This is a genomic window from Janthinobacterium sp. Ant5-2-1 (assembly GCF_001445815.1).
GTDB lineage: Bacteria > Pseudomonadota > Gammaproteobacteria > Burkholderiales > Burkholderiaceae_D > Janthinobacterium > Janthinobacterium lividum_E.
Genome location: NZ_LNCE01000046.1, coordinates 42,280 through 56,181 on the forward strand (window position 1 = coordinate 42,280; position 13,902 = coordinate 56,181).

A 13,902-nucleotide genomic window follows, 5' to 3' on the forward strand; every position below is an offset into this window, starting at 1 on the left:
CACCACCTTCACAGGTCAAGTATCATGCCGCCGATGGTCAGGCCTGCGGCCGTGCCCATCATCAGCAAACGCTGGCCTGCCACGGCCCGCCCCGTCATCACCGCCTCGTGCAGGGCGGTGGGCAAGGACGCGGCCACCTGGTTGCCATGCGTTTCAAAGATCTTGATGATTTTAGCATCGGGAACGTCGAGGATGCGCGCCGCATGCGCGAGGCCCAATGGGCTGGCCTGGTGCGGCACGACCACGTCGATCTTTTCCAGTCCCGCGCCCGATTCCTGCATCAGTTCCGCCAGGAAATCCGGCATCACCTTGACGGCCAGGCGGAAGACGGCCTTGCCATCCATGCGGAACAGGTAGTCGCCCGGTTCGCAGCCATTGCGCGGATTGCGCTCGGTGCCGCCGCCGCGAATTTCGCAGTAGCGCCGCCCTTCCGGATACGTGCCCATCTTGTAGGCGCGGATGCCGGCGCTGCCGTCGCCCCGCTCGACGATGACGGCGGCGGCGCCGTCGCCAAAGATCATCGACGCTTCCGGCTCGCTCCAGTCGACGCCGCGCGAGGCGAGGTCCGACGAGACGATGGCGATGCGCCGGTAGGCGCCGCCGGCCAGCATGGACGCGGCCACGCGGAAAGCGGCCATGAAGCTGAGGCAACTGGCATTGACGTCGAAGCTTTGCGTGCCGGGCGGCAAGCCCGCATGATCGGCCACGAAGCAGGCCGTGTTCGGCAACGCCTGCTCGGGCACGCCGCAGGCGCAGATCAGCAAGTCGATATCGGCCGGACGCAGGCTGGCATTCTTCAGCGCGTCGAGCAGGGCGGCGGCGCCCAGCTGGCTTTGCGACTCATCGGGCGCGGCGACAAAGCGCGACAGCACGCCGCTCTTGCGCAAAGTGTAGCCGGCCGGATGGCCCAGTTTCAGGTCCAGGCTCTCGGAGGTAACGCTGTGCGACGGTACGGCTTTGCCCGTCGCGATCAGGCGAACTGGAATCATGTCAGCCTTAAAAAAGTAAAGTAAATACGGTTGATGAAGGGTTGACGCGCTAATCGCGTGCCAGCGGCGGCAATGCAACACCGCAGTTCTTGCAGAAGTTGGCATCGTCATCGAGCCCTTCTTTCAGGCACGTGGGGCAGGTACGCGTGGTGACCAGCTTGGAGCTGCGCTGTACCGTCATCTCGGCGCTGATAATGCCGGTAGGCACTGCCAGGATGCCCCAGCCCAGCAGCATCATCAGCGAGGCGATGGTGCGCCCGATGTCGGTCTTCGGCGTGATATCGCCGAAACCGACCGTGGTCATGGTGCTGATGGCCCAGTATATCGACGTGGGGATACTGCTGAAGCCGTTTTCCGGCCCTTCCACGACGTACATCACCGTGCCCAACAGAAAGACCACCATCATGACGAACGACAGGAAAATGAGGATCTTGCGCCGGCTGGCCAGCAAGGCCCGCCCCAGCACCGTATATTCATGCACATACGACGTGAGCTTGAGGATACGGAACATGCGCAGCAGGCGCAAAATGCGCACGTCGATCAGCACGTGCGCGCCCGGCAGCAGCAAGCCGATGTAGGTCGGCACGATGGCCAGCAAGTCGATAACGCCGAAAAAGCTCTTGGCGTAGCGCACCGGATGCTGCAGGCACGCCAGGCGGGCGAAATATTCGATGGTAAATAAAATGGTGAAAAACCATTCGAGCGCCGTCAGCCAGGTGCCATAGCGCTCGGCCACGGAGGCGACACTGCTGAGCACGACCACCGTCACGCTGATCAGGATGGCGGCGATCAGCAGCAAATCGAAGGCGCGGCCCGTGCGCGTTTCCGCCTCGAAGATGACGGTGTACACCCGCTCGCGCCAGCCCCGCTCGGGCTTGCCATATTTTTGCTGCGTTTCCTGCGCCGCCAGCTGCTGCGGCGTCAAGGGCGCCGCTCCGCTCTTTGTCGCGGCTTTCATGTGGTTGATGTGCTCATATACTATTATTGTATAGATAATTGACAAAGCACGGCGACACGCACTGTTGCGCTACGGCAGCACTACGACAGCTTTTTCGCCAGCAGCACGGCATTGCGCCGGTCGCGCTCGGCCTGCACGATGTCCGTCGTACGCGCTTCCGACAGGCCCACCGTGTGCAGCACGGTGGCCGTCAGTTGCAGCGCCGATTCCAGCGCCTCGGGCACGACCAAGGTGGCGCCCGCCTGTATCAAGGCCACGGCATGGGCCTCGTCGCGGGCGCGCGCATACACGGGCAGCTGCGGATATTCGCGGCGGATCGATTTCACGGCGTGCAGCACGGAGGCCGCATGGTCCATGGTCAGCACGACGGCAGCAGCCCGGTCCGCATTCACCTTTTGCAACAGTTCCGCGCGCGACGCATCGCCGAAATACACGGGGAAACCGCGCGGATGCAGGGTCGTCACCAGGCGCGCATCGTTTTCAATCGCCACATACGCGATATCCTGCTCCGTCAGCACCTTGGCCAGCAACTGCCCCACCCGGCCGAAACCGGCGATGATGACGGTGCTGCCCTGCGGCGGCAGCGCGCCGTGCGCCAGGTCGGCCAGTTGGTGGTGGTGGCGCTGTTCCCACCAGTTGCCGAACGCGCGCGCGGCCTTGGCCAGCGCCGGCGTGGCAAACAGGCTCAGGCCCACCACCAGCATGACGAACTGCGCCACTTGCGGGCCGATCAATTTCGTGCCCAGCGCATACGCGACAACGATAAAGGCGAATTCGCCGCCCTGCCCCAGCAGCACGCCCGTTTCCACGGCGCGCCCCCAGTGAAAGCCGCCGATGCGGAAAATCACGCTGATGACCAAAGTCTTCAGCGCAAACAGGCTCAGCACGGCCAAGGGAATCAGCACAGGCGACTTGAGGATTTCGCGCACGTCGATCTGCATGCCCACGGACATGAAGAACAAGCCCATCAGCAAGCCCTTGAAGGGCTCGATCGTCACCTCCACTTCGTGGCGGAATTCCGTTTCCGCCAGCAGCAGGCCAGCCAGCAAGGCGCCCAGCGCCATCGACAGGCCCGCCAGATACGTCAGGCCCGCAATGCCCAGGGTGCTGAGCAAGGTCAGGGCCATGAACACGTCGGGCTGGCGCTTCTTGACGAAAAACTGGAACAGCGGGCGGATGACCCTGCGGCCCAGCAGATAGATCAGCAGGATGGCGCCCGCCGATTTCACGGCCGCAAAGCTGAGCAGATACGCCAGGTCGTCGCTGCGCCCGCTGGCGAACACGTCGATCAGGATGAACAGCGGCACCACCATCAAATCCTGGAACATCAAGATGGAAAAGCCCGCCTGGCCGGCCGGCGTCTGCAGGGAGCGCTGATCGGTCAGCAACTGCATCACGACGGCCGTCGACGACAGCGACAGCACCAGGCCCAGCACGATGGACGCTTCCAGCGACAGGCCAAAGTAATACGCGACACCGCCGATCAGGCAGGCGCTGACGGCCACCTGCCCCACGCCTGCGCCGAACACCCAGCGCCGCAGCGCCCACAGCCGTTCCGTCGACAGTTCCAGGCCGATCATGAACATCAAGAACATCACGCCCAGCTCGGCCAGGCCGCTCACCTGCTCGGCCCGCACGAACGAGAAATACGTGAGCCATGTGAAGTCGCCCGCCCACAGGCCGAAGCCGAACGGACCGAACAGGGCGCCCACGGCCAGGAAGCCGAGCACCTGGTTGACCTTCAGGCGTTGCAATAGCGGAATAAAAATCCCGGCCAGGGCGAGAAACAGCAGGGTTTCTCGCAAATACGGTAAGGCGTGCTGCTCTTCCAAAATAATCCTAACTTAATGATATTCATGCCGAATTGGCAATTATTGCATGCTGGGCCGTGGCAAAACAGGCGCACACGCGATATTTTTTGCCCAAGAGCAACACATCCGTTCTCTATTTCGGCAGCGCCAGCATGTCCGCGCGGGGGCGGTCCCAGCCCGGCACGTAGGCGGGACATGGCCGGCTGCGGAACTGTTGCAATTCGACGGTCGTGAAATTGGGCTGCATGCCGGGATTGAAACGCACGTCCGTCAGCTTGTCCGCATTCAACCTGGGCATGCGGGCAAAGCGGAACCAGGCATCGACATAGCAATTGTCTTCCTGCAAGGCGCGCAAGGCCGCCAGGCTGCCCGCCGCCTGGGCGGACACGGCAATGCCGGGCGCCAGTTGCTGCTTCTTGCCCGTCTCGGCCAGCCCCGCCGGGCAGGCGGCGGGCGCCAGCGATGCGGGCAGCAGGCTCATGGTGCCGCGCCGCAGGGTGTACACGTCCGTCTTGCTGTCGAGCGAGACATAGATCCAGCACAGCGGGTTGCTGGGAAACGCCGTCATCGCCACGTCCCACACGCGCGTGCCGGGGTCGAGCCGCTGCACGGCCGCCTCGATGCGCGTACGGCCGAGGGCCGAGGCCACGCCCTGCGTGCCAATAAACGTAGCGGCCAGCGCGAAGGCCAGCAGCAACGGCCCGCGTCCCCGCTCGCCAGCCCGCCCCTGCAGCACGGCCAGGATCGCGCCCAGTCCCAACAGCACGGCCAGCGAAGCGGGCGCCAGGTAGGTTTTATAGGTGAAGAAACACAGGGCCGCCGCCAGCCCCGCCAGCAGCACACTTTTCACGATGCCGTAGCGCAAGGACATGATCACAGGCACGCCCAGCAGCACCCAGAACATCGGTTCGACAATGAAGACCATGTCGCCATACAGCCAGCGGCTGTCAAACGGATAAAACGGGTGCAAGCCATAGGAATTGAGGAAATCCATGCCCATGTGCAAGCAGAATCCCAGCAGCAGACAAGCGGCCAGGCCGATGCGGGCGGGCACGCTTTCCTTCAGCAGCCGGCGCGCGCCCGGCCATAGCAGCCAAAGCAAGGCCAGCAAGATCAGCGCCTGGGGCAAGGCCAGCAGCAAGGTATGCGTGTGGCCCCGGTGGTGCAACATGTAGCCGAATGGGCGCGGCAGCAGCCGGGTCAGCACCAGATCGAGGTCGGGCGCGTTGCTGGCAAACCAGGCCGTAAAGAGAAACAGCGCGCGCCGGGTGCGCTGTGCGGGGGCTTGCGGCTCGGGCGGCAGGCTGCGGTGTACCAGTTCGCCGACCCCGAGGCCGATGACCGAATGCGTAATATTATCCATCGGGCAATTTTACAGGATGCCCGCCCCGGCACGCTCTTGCGCTATTTGTGCTACAGCTTTTCCAGCTCCGCGCCGCGCATGCCCACCAGCAAGGCGCGGCCATCGGGCAGCACGCGGAACTCGCCATACCGCGCCTTTTCCCAGCGCGCCGCCTCGCCTTCCTTGAAGAACCAGGCATCGCTGACCAGCACCCAGTTGCCATCCTTCGGCGTCAGCTCGAGCAGGAATTCGCCGGGCGCCAGGGCTTCCTTGGTGTAGGGGCGCAGCAGTTCCGCCACGCCGCGCGCATCGCGCCTGGCCACCACGAAGGGCCGGCCGGGCGCCCGCTCCACGCTGGCCAAAGTGCTCAGCACGCCCAGGTTGACGAAATTGAGGCGCATGTAGTCGCCCTGCATCAGCGAGCGAGGATCGACGGGTTCCAGCGCCACGAAGATTGCTTCCCCCTTGGCAATCAGCTGCTCTTTTTGCCAGATGCCGCCATTGGCGACCAGCAACACCAGCAGCAATCCGCCCAGCACGCCCAGACGCACGGCGCGGCGCTCGAGGGCCACGCCCGCCGGTTTGCTTTCCACCAGGTGCAGCACGGCGCCGCGCGTGGCCAGCCACGACAGCGCGCACAGCACGGCACCCGCTATCGCCAGCAGCGCCGCCTTGCTGGCCAGCGGCCAGGCCAGCTGGTAATAAAAGCTGCCGATGATCCACGCCGCCGCCAGCGCGGCAGCCACGGCCACGCGCGAACGCCCGCTCGTCACGCAATACGCGAGGATCAGCAGCACGGGCCCCAGCGCCGGCATGAACCACGCCAGCACGATCAGCACCAGCGCCACGCCGATGGCGGGCAACTGGCGCAATGCGGGCCAGCGCCATCCCGTCCAGGCGGCCGCCGCCGCGGCCAGCACGAGCGACACGCCATTCAAGGCCTGCGCATACCAGGCAATACCCTGGTGCCGCGTCACTTCGCGCGCCACTTCGCCGGCAAAGCCACCGCCCAACGCGCCACCCAGCATGAATGTCATGCCGGACCAGAAGACCAGCCCCAGCAGGATCGCCAGGACCCACCCCGTCGACAGCGATTCCAGGAAGGCGGCGACGGGCGCGCCGCGGCCATCGTTGAAGGCTTGCTTCTGCAGCCAGTGGGCGCCCAGCCAGAAGGCCAGGGCCAGCATCCAGGCGAAATACAGTTCCGTGGGATCGTTCTCGAAAATCCAGTCGCGCGTGCTATCGACGATGCCCAGCCCCAGCAAGCCGCAGGCGACCAGTCCCAGCAGCACGCGCAGCCAGTCGCGCGGCAAGGCGGCGGCCACCACCAGGCATGCCAGGCACAGCATCAATGACGCCGTCTGCGTGGAATAGTCGCGGTACAGGGCATAGCCGAGCAAGCCGCCGCCCACGAGCAGGCAGGGCACGGCCAGTTGCTCGACAAACAGCGCCACGCCGCGCGTGCGGATCAGCAGCACGGCCACCACCAGCACGATGGCGGCCACGACATACGCGCCGGGACCGTGGCGCACGACGCTTTCCAGCCCCACGCCCAGCGCAATCATCAGGGGAATGGCGGCCAGCCAGGCGCCGAAGGCCGTCATCAGCACCAGCGGCCACGGCCGCACATCCTGTACGGGACGGGTAGCGTTGGGCGGCAACAGGCCGGCGCGCGTGGCGTCGTCGATCAGGGTGGCGAGCGCATCGGTTCGTTGAGTATTGATATTGCTCATGCCGCCTCCCGCCGCGTGCGCCACAGTATGCCTTGCACGGTCAGCGCCAGCAGCACGGCGGCCAGCAAGCCCAGCACTGTCAGCGCGCCGACGCCGTCGCCATGGCCGTTGAACAGCACGTGCGTCAGCCCGCCCACCAGCAAGGTGTTGATACCGAGCGCGACGGCGCTCAGGCCGAACACGTCAAAGAACCGGCCGGTGGCCAGCAGGACGCCGGCGACGAGCAGCAAGCCCAGACCAGCCCAGTAGGGTGACTCGATCTCATTGCCGAACAGGGCGCTGACGGCCGTGCCCGTGATGAGAATGGTGGCCAGCACCAGGCCCAGGCGCAAGGCCCAGTTGCCCGCGCCCGTCCAGCGCGCCAGCAGGGGCGAGACAAACGCACAGGCAAGCAGCACGGCCAGCCAGCCGCTGACGAAAATGCCCAGGTCGGCCGAATCGATGCGCCAGCTGTGGCGCGCCTGGGCCTGCATCCACAGGGTGGCGGCCGTCGACACAATCAGCATCCACGGCGTCCACAGCACGTCGCTGCGCGCGACCAGACACAGGGGCAAGGCCAGCACGGCCCACAGGGCGAACAGTTGCCACGGATCGGCGCCCGTCTGGTACGTCTGGCCAAAGTAAGCGAACAGGCCGCCGATGGCCAGCAAGGCCAGCAGCAGCAAAGGAACTCTCGCCTTGGGCACGGCAAACGCGCCCACGCAGGCGGCGGCAAACACCCCTTGCAACAAGGCAAAGCGGCCCATGCGGCCGAAGTCTTCCCAGTTGGCGGCCACCCAGCAGATCAGCCCCATGCCCAGCAGCGCGGCGCCCAGCACGGCCACGCCGCGCGGCAGCCAGTAGGCCAGGCGCGCCGGTTCGCGCTGGAAACCGGCCACTTCCTGCAACTGCCGGGTTTGTTGGGCATCGAGCGCATGGGTCGAGGCGAGTTGGTACACGGCGAGGCGTAAATCCATCGTCTGCTTTCTATTGATTTTTAGTATGGGAAGAAAGTGTCAGCGCTCGACGCTGACGCCGCGCCAGAAGGCGACGTGGCCGGCAATTTGCTTGGCGGCATCCTTGGGCTGAGGGTAATACCAGGCCGCGTTGGCATTGACCTGGCCGTCGACGACGACGTCGTAATAGCTGGCCGTGCCCTTCCACGGGCAGACGCTCGTGTGGCTGCTGGGACGCAGGTAGTCCTGCGTCACCTTTGACAAAGGAAAATATACATTGTTTTCAACGACTTGCACCTGCGCATCGGTCGCTTGCGCGATGACGGCGCCATTCCAGCTGGCTGTTGGCATTTGACTATCCTCCTTCTGCGCCGAGTGTAGCGCAAAAAGTCCGCCATGGCGCGCGCCATTGGCGCCCGGTTCAGGCGCCCGCGATGATCTGGCGCAAGGCTTGCTCGAACACTTCAGGCGGCTGGCCGCCGGAAATCAGGTGGCGCTCGTTGATGATGACGGCCGGCACGGAGTTGATGCCGTTCTGCTGGTAGAACTGCTCTTGCGCGCGCACCTCGTCCGCATAGGCGTTCGATGCCAGCACTTCGGCCGCTTTGACGGTGTCCAACCCCACCTTGCCGGCCACGGCCAGCAGCACCTCGTGCGACGACGGATCCTGCCCTTGCGTGAAGTAGGCGTCGAACAACGCCATCTTGAGTTCCTTCTGGCGCCCTTCCAGGGCGGCCCAGTGCAGCAACCGGTGGGCGTCAAAGGTGTTGTAGATGCGGCCGCGCTTGTCCATCGCGAAGGTAAAGCCCAGTTGTTCGCCACGCGCGCGGATCGCTTCGCGCGACTGCGCCATTTGTTCCGGCGTGGAACCGTATTTGCGGGCGATGTGTTCGCCGATATCCTCGCCTTCGGGCGGCATGTTGGCATTCAGCTCGAAAGGCTGGAAGTGGATGTCGGCCTGGACGGTGCCGTCCAGCTTGGCCAAGGCTTGTTCCAGCGATTTCAGGCCCACCACGCACCAGGGGCAGGAAACGTCGGAAACGAAATCGATACGGACGGGAGTGGGTGTGGCGGAGGAGGTTGAAACAGTCATGGTGGGCAGCCTTTGCGCGAGTCGGTGGCGGCCGCACCGCGCGGCGCCGCAAGCACAGCATATGCGTGCGGGCCGCGGGAAATCAAGCGCTTACTTCTTCTTGACGGGCGCCTTGGCCGCATCTTTCTTGCCGCCGATCTTGCTTTCCTTGCCGGATAGCAAGTTCGCGATGTTCTGGCTGTGGCGGTAAGCGAGCAGCACGCTCATGACGATGACGGCCAGCAAGATGGGATCGACGCCGAACAGCAAGCCATAGTAAAACGGCGCGAACAGGGCCGCCACCAGGGCTGCCAGCGAGGAATAGCGAAACGCGTAGGCGATGATCAGCCAGGTGGCCAGGGTTGCCAGGCCCAACCATGGATTGATGCCCAGCAGCACGCCGAGGGCCGTGGCCACGCCCTTGCCGCCGACGAAGCGGAAAAACACGGGCCACAAATGGCCGAGGAAGACGGCGATGGCCACCAGGGCCACGGCCGTGTCGCCCACGCCCAGCGCGCCGGCAAAGTGGTCGGCCAGGAAGACGGCCAGCCAGCCCTTTGCGCCATCGCCCAGCAGGGTCATGATGGCGGCGCCCTTGTTGCCGCTGCGCAGCACGTTGGTGGCGCCCGGATTTTTCGAGCCATAGGTGCGCGGATCGGCAATGCCGTAGACCTTGCTCATCACCACGGCAAACGATATCGAGCCGAGCAAGTAAGCGGCCACTGTCATTGCCACGGTTGTGATTACTGGATTCATTTCTTCCCTTTATTGTGTTTATTACACCAGCATCGAGGCTGGCGCAGCAGAATATACACCAGCGCTCCGCCTACGGACAGGGCGGGGACTGGTTTTCTTAATCCTGCAAGGCGCACTGCACGGGCTTGGCTTGCAGCAAATCAACAAGCACCTGCGGCGCCAGCGAGACGAGAAAACCGCGCCGCCCGCCATTGATGTAGATGCGCGGCAAGTCCAGGATCGATTGCTCCACGTACACGGGCATGGCCTTCTTCGTACCGAATGGCGACGTGCCGCCGATCATGTAGCCGGAATGGCGCTGCGCCACCTCGGGCTTGCACGGTTCGACGGACTTGCAGCCGATGCCGCGCGCCAGGTTCTTGGTCGACACCTTGCAATCGCCATGCATGAGCACGATCATCGGCTTGGCCGCCTCGTCCTGCATCACCAGGGTCTTGATCACAGAGTGCTCGGGCACGCCAAGTTCGCGCGCCGACACGCTGGTGCCGCCGTGCTCTTCGTACGGATACGGATGTTCTTCAAAGGAAACTTGATGCTTGCGCAGCAACTGCGTCGCCTGGGTTTCGGAAATATGCTCTTTTTTAGCCATGCGTGATACGCTGATCGTTCAGTGAGGAGTGCTAATTATGCAGGAAGAAATCCGCTTTGCCACATTCAATGTCTGCAACCTTGCCCCCGCCGGGGCGAAATTGTATGACAACCTGGAACCGTTGAGCCCGGCGCAATACGCAGCTAAGGCGGAGTGGACGGCGCGGCAGATCGACCTGCTTGACGCCGACGTGATCGGTTTCCAGGAAATTTTCTCGCAGGCGGCCCTGCGCGACGTGCTGTCGCGCACGCGCCACTACCGCGAAGCCACCGTGGCCGGCTACGATGCGATGGACCCCGCCGGACGCATGCTGCCCACGGTGGCGCTCGTATCGCGCCTGCCGCTGGCCGGCGCCGGTGTTGCCTGGGCGGATTTTCCGACCGGCATGAGCGTATCCGCCGATGACAACGCCTGCCGCTTCGCCCGCGCGCCCCTGCACGTCCAGGTCATCTTGCCTGGCGGGCAACTCACCGATGTGGTCGTCGTGCATTTGAAATCGCGCCGGCCCGACTACCGCCATGGCGACGGCAACGACGCGGCCAGCTACGCGCTGGCCAACCTGCGCTCGCTGCAGCGGCGCGGCGCGGAAGCCGTGGCCCTGCGCGTGCTGGCAAGCGAGCTGGGCCACAGCGGCCGTCCCCGCATCGTGCTGGGCGACTTCAACGACATCGCCAATGCCGTCACCACGTCCATCGTCATGGGCGCGGGCGCGCCGTGCGAGCCCGGCATGGAAATGCGCGCGCGCCTGTACGACGCCAACGCCATCCAGCTGCGCCAGGACGCCCTGCGCCACGTGGGTTACACGAATATCCACGACAGCGCCTACATGACGATCGACCACATCCTAGTGTCCGAACATTTTCATCCTGCCTCGCCGCGCGCCATCGGCGTGCTGCAGGAAGTGACTTATCTCAACGACCATTTGCTGCGGGGCTTGCCGCATGCATCCGACCATGGCCAGGTGCTGGCGCGCATCAAGCTGCTGGGAAACATTGACTAATGTAGCAACCTCGCCAGCGCGCTGCCCTCGACTTGCGCGCTGGCATAGCGCCCCTGGTATTGCTGGCAGCCCTGTCCCCGCAGATACGCGAGTTGCTGCGCCGTTTCCACGCCTTCGGCGATCACCGTCAATTGCAGCTCGCGCGCCATGGCGATGATGGTGGCGGCCACGGCCGTATCGGACTCGCCCGCTGCGCCATCGGCTACGGCGGGCAGGAACGAGGGGTCGATCTTGAGTTTATCCACGGGGTAATGGTGCAGGTTGGCCAGCCGCGAATAGCCGGTGCCGAAGTCGTCGATGGCCAGCCTGGCGCCCAGCGCACGCAGCTGCGCCAGCACGCCGGCCAGGCGCGCGCCGCCCTTCATCAGCAAGGACTCCGTCACTTCCAGTTCCAGGCTGGCGGCAGGCAAACCCGACATGGCCAGCGCTTCTTGTACGCTGAGCAATAAATTATTGTGCAGGCATTGCGCGGGAGACAGATTCACGGCCACTCTCCAGGCATGGCCCGCATCGTGCCAGGCGCGCGCGCGCAGGCAGGCGTGGCGCAGCACCCAGTTGCCAATCGACACCATCAAGCCGCATTCCTCGGCCACGGCGATGAAGCGCTCGGGCGGCAGCACGCCCAGTTGCGGGTGGCGCCAGCGCAACAGCGCTTCGGCGCCGAGGATCTGCCCGCTGGCAACATCGAGGGCGGGCTGGAATTCGAGCACAAATTCATCGCGGCCCAATGCTTCGCGCAAGCCTTGCTCCAGGCTGGCACGCTCGACGATTTGCGCGTTCATTTCCGCGTTGAAAAACTGGAAATTGTTGCGCCCGTTCTCCTTGGCGTGGTACATGGCGATGTCGGCGTTGTGCACGAGGGTATCGATGCCGTCGCCATCGCTGGGAAAGATGGCCACGCCGATTGAGGTCGATACATGCAGTTCATAGTCACCCAGCTGGTACACCTGCGTCACGGCATGCAGCAGGCTGGCCGCCACATGGGCCACCTGGTCGATGCCGCCCACCTCGGCCAGGATGATGACGAACTCGTCGCCGCCATGCCGGCTGACCGTGTCGACGCCGCGCACGCAGCGCACCAGGCGCCGCGCCACTTCCTTGAGCAGCAAGTCGCCCACGTGGTGGCCCATGCTGTCGTTGATGTGCTTGAAGTGGTCGAGGTCCAGGTACAAAATGGCCAGCATGCTCAGCTTGCGCCTCGCGGCCGCCAGCGCCAGCGACAGCCTGTCCAGCAGCAGCACGCGGTTCGGCAAGTCGGTGAGGAAATCGTGCTCGGCCAGGTGGCGCGTGTGCTCCTCGTTTTTCTTGCGCTCGCTGATATCGCTGAGGATGGCCAGGTAATTGCTCAATTGCCCCTGCGGGTCGCGGATGGCCGTCAGCGACAGCCAGGCCGGGTAGCGTCCGCCCGCCTTGCGCTGGCCGGCGATATCGCCTTGCCAATAGCCGTTGGCGTCGACTTCATCCCACACGTGGTCGAAAAACGCGAGCGCGTCCGGCTCCACGCCGTGCAACACAAAAGGTTTGCCCAGCATGTCCTCCAGGCTGTAGCCACTGATCTCGCTGTACGCGGGATTCATGCTGACGACCCGCTGCTGCGGGTCCATCACGACGATGGCTTCGCGCGCATGCTCGACCACCTGTGCCGACAGGTACAGGGCACGCTCGGCCAGTTTACGCGAGGAAATATCGCGGATCACGGCGTAGAACAGGTAGGTGTGGTCGAGCGTGACGGACGTGAGCAGCACTTCGCCCCAGAACAGCTGGCCCGTGCACGTCTGGTAGCGCCAATCATAGCGGCAGTTGCCGTCGGCATGGGCTTGCGCCGCCAACTGCGTGCCGCGCAACGATGACAATGCGCCATCGGGCTGGCGCAAGGGCGAAAAATCGCTGAGGCGGCGCGCCAGCAGCCGTGGCCGGTCTTCGCATTGAAACAGGGCAATGGCGGCCGGATTCGCTTCGGCGACATGCTCGTCGCGCAGCAGCAGGATGGCGTCGGCCGATTTCTCGTACAACTGGCGGAAATTGTCGCCCATCAACAGCAAGGCGCCCTGCGCGGCGCCATCGTGGCCGCCGGCCGTGATGTCGACGTCGATGCAGACTACTTGCCGCACACGCCCGGACTGGATGACGGGAAACACGGTGGAGCAGATGCAACGCGGCGCGGCCCCATCGGCGCCGAGCTTCCACAGGCGCGTACTGCGTGCCTTGCCGCTCTCGCACACGGCCGCCAGTTCGCCGGCAACCTCCTCGGCCACGCTGGCGGCATCCGGCAGCGCCGCGGCCACCCTGGCCCACGGCTGGCCCAGTACCAGCTCGGCTGGCACGCCATACAGGCGCGCCGCGCCGGCACTCCAGTAACGCACGATGCCGTCGCGGTCGATGCCGCGCACGGCAAGGCCGGGCGCCTGTTCGACGGCGGCAACGATGATGGACAGCAAATCGAGCGCCTTGCCGGCCGGCCCCGCCTGCGGTTCGGCCGCGGCCAGCAAACGGCCCGGCGACGGGGCGGCTCCGGCAATCCGATCAGACATCAGGCCCCCTCGTGGCGCGGCCGCGCGGCAACCGGCAGGCGTATGGCCTGTCCGGTGGCGCAACCATCCTGACCATTCTTGCGCGCCGGCGAATCGGCTTCTTGAGGATGCGCAAGCATCGTGACGCGCACGGCGGGCATGCTGGCATTGGTCTCCGGTCGCCGTTTTTTGCATTCCAGCCCCGAT

At 64.8% G+C, this 13,902-nt stretch carries 12 protein-coding genes; 1 reads left to right on the forward strand and 11 read right to left on the reverse strand.

What is annotated here, in order from left to right; all coding sequences use genetic code 11:
* Window positions 1-8: 8 nt before the first annotated feature.
* The 10 genes from ASN89_RS15095 to ybaK all read right to left on the reverse strand — a co-directional run bounded on the left by ASN89_RS15095 (window position 9) and on the right by ybaK (window position 10,185).
* On the reverse strand, window positions 9-989 hold the full coding sequence (locus tag ASN89_RS15095; RefSeq protein ID WP_058049831.1) for a 3-oxoacyl-[acyl-carrier-protein] synthase III C-terminal domain-containing protein: 981 nt from the start codon (window positions 987-989) through the stop codon (window positions 9-11).
* 49 nt (window positions 990-1,038) lie between these two features.
* The gene (locus ASN89_RS15100) at window positions 1,039-1,947 is read right to left on the reverse strand and encodes an ion transporter (RefSeq protein ID WP_046686156.1); all 909 of its coding nucleotides are present in this window, start codon (window positions 1,945-1,947) and stop codon (window positions 1,039-1,041) included.
* 80 nt (window positions 1,948-2,027) lie between these two features.
* On the reverse strand, window positions 2,028-3,779 hold the full coding sequence (locus ASN89_RS15105) for a cation:proton antiporter (protein WP_058049832.1): 1,752 nt from the start codon (window positions 3,777-3,779) through the stop codon (window positions 2,028-2,030).
* A gap of 112 nt (window positions 3,780-3,891) precedes the next feature.
* Complete coding sequence (locus ASN89_RS15110) at window positions 3,892-5,121, reverse strand: metal-dependent hydrolase (protein WP_058049833.1); 1,230 nt, start codon at window positions 5,119-5,121, stop codon at window positions 3,892-3,894.
* A 50-nt stretch (window positions 5,122-5,171) separates the two neighbouring features.
* Entirely contained in the window at window positions 5,172-6,833 is a 1,662-nt protein-coding gene (locus tag ASN89_RS15115) for a GDYXXLXY domain-containing protein (protein ID WP_082654594.1), read from the reverse strand.
* Entirely contained in the window at window positions 6,830-7,789 is a 960-nt protein-coding gene (locus tag ASN89_RS15120) for a DUF2157 domain-containing protein (RefSeq protein ID WP_058049835.1), read from the reverse strand. Before ASN89_RS15120 ends, ASN89_RS15115 begins: the two co-directional genes overlap by 4 nt.
* 39 nt (window positions 7,790-7,828) lie before the next feature.
* Window positions 7,829-8,119 (reverse strand): DUF427 domain-containing protein, encoded by a 291-nt coding sequence (locus tag ASN89_RS15125; protein WP_058049836.1) that lies wholly within the window; start codon window positions 8,117-8,119, stop codon window positions 7,829-7,831.
* A gap of 70 nt (window positions 8,120-8,189) precedes the next feature.
* Window positions 8,190-8,861 (reverse strand): DsbA family oxidoreductase, encoded by a 672-nt coding sequence (locus ASN89_RS15130; RefSeq protein WP_046686160.1) that lies wholly within the window; start codon window positions 8,859-8,861, stop codon window positions 8,190-8,192.
* A gap of 90 nt (window positions 8,862-8,951) precedes the next feature.
* Window positions 8,952-9,596, reverse strand: coding sequence for a glycerol-3-phosphate 1-O-acyltransferase PlsY (plsY, locus tag ASN89_RS15135; RefSeq protein ID WP_232731198.1), 645 nt, complete (start codon window positions 9,594-9,596; stop codon window positions 8,952-8,954).
* A gap of 97 nt (window positions 9,597-9,693) precedes the next feature.
* Window positions 9,694-10,185: a Cys-tRNA(Pro) deacylase gene (gene ybaK / locus ASN89_RS15140; protein WP_058049838.1), complete on the reverse strand. Its 492-nt coding sequence runs from the start codon at window positions 10,183-10,185 to the stop codon at window positions 9,694-9,696.
* Between the two features lie 37 nt (window positions 10,186-10,222).
* Here ybaK and ASN89_RS15145 point away from each other — a divergent pair, with 37 nt between their 5' ends.
* Window positions 10,223-11,185 (forward strand): endonuclease/exonuclease/phosphatase family protein, encoded by a 963-nt coding sequence (locus ASN89_RS15145; protein ID WP_058049839.1) that lies wholly within the window; start codon window positions 10,223-10,225, stop codon window positions 11,183-11,185.
* On the opposite strand, the gene ASN89_RS15150 is transcribed toward ASN89_RS15145, so the two are convergent.
* Entirely contained in the window at window positions 11,182-13,716 is a 2,535-nt protein-coding gene (locus tag ASN89_RS15150; protein WP_082654590.1) for an EAL domain-containing protein, read from the reverse strand. The two genes, ASN89_RS15145 and ASN89_RS15150, sit on opposite strands and share 4 nt — an antisense overlap.
* Window positions 13,717-13,902: the final 186 nt, after the last annotated feature.

Coding starts and splice junctions, on each gene's coding strand:
- ASN89_RS15095 (WP_058049831.1), bottom strand. CDS start 989: ATGATTCCAGTTCGCCTGATCGCGACGGGCAAAGCCGTACCGTCGCAC.
- ASN89_RS15110 (WP_058049833.1), bottom strand. CDS start 5,121: ATGGATAATATTACGCATTCGGTCATCGGCCTCGGGGTCGGCGAACTG.
- ybaK (WP_058049838.1), bottom strand. CDS start 10,185: ATGGCTAAAAAAGAGCATATTTCCGAAACCCAGGCGACGCAGTTGCTG.
- plsY (WP_232731198.1), bottom strand. CDS start 9,596: ATGAATCCAGTAATCACAACCGTGGCAATGACAGTGGCCGCTTACTTG.
- ASN89_RS15130 (WP_046686160.1), bottom strand. CDS start 8,861: ATGACTGTTTCAACCTCCTCCGCCACACCCACTCCCGTCCGTATCGAT.
- ASN89_RS15145 (WP_058049839.1), top strand. CDS start 10,223: ATGCAGGAAGAAATCCGCTTTGCCACATTCAATGTCTGCAACCTTGCC.
- ASN89_RS15115 (WP_082654594.1), bottom strand. CDS start 6,833: ATGAGCAATATCAATACTCAACGAACCGATGCGCTCGCCACCCTGATC.
- ASN89_RS15120 (WP_058049835.1), bottom strand. CDS start 7,789: ATGGATTTACGCCTCGCCGTGTACCAACTCGCCTCGACCCATGCGCTC.
- ASN89_RS15150 (WP_082654590.1), bottom strand. CDS start 13,716: ATGTCTGATCGGATTGCCGGAGCCGCCCCGTCGCCGGGCCGTTTGCTG.
- ASN89_RS15100 (WP_046686156.1), bottom strand. CDS start 1,947: ATGAAAGCCGCGACAAAGAGCGGAGCGGCGCCCTTGACGCCGCAGCAG.
- ASN89_RS15125 (WP_058049836.1), bottom strand. CDS start 8,119: ATGCCAACAGCCAGCTGGAATGGCGCCGTCATCGCGCAAGCGACCGAT.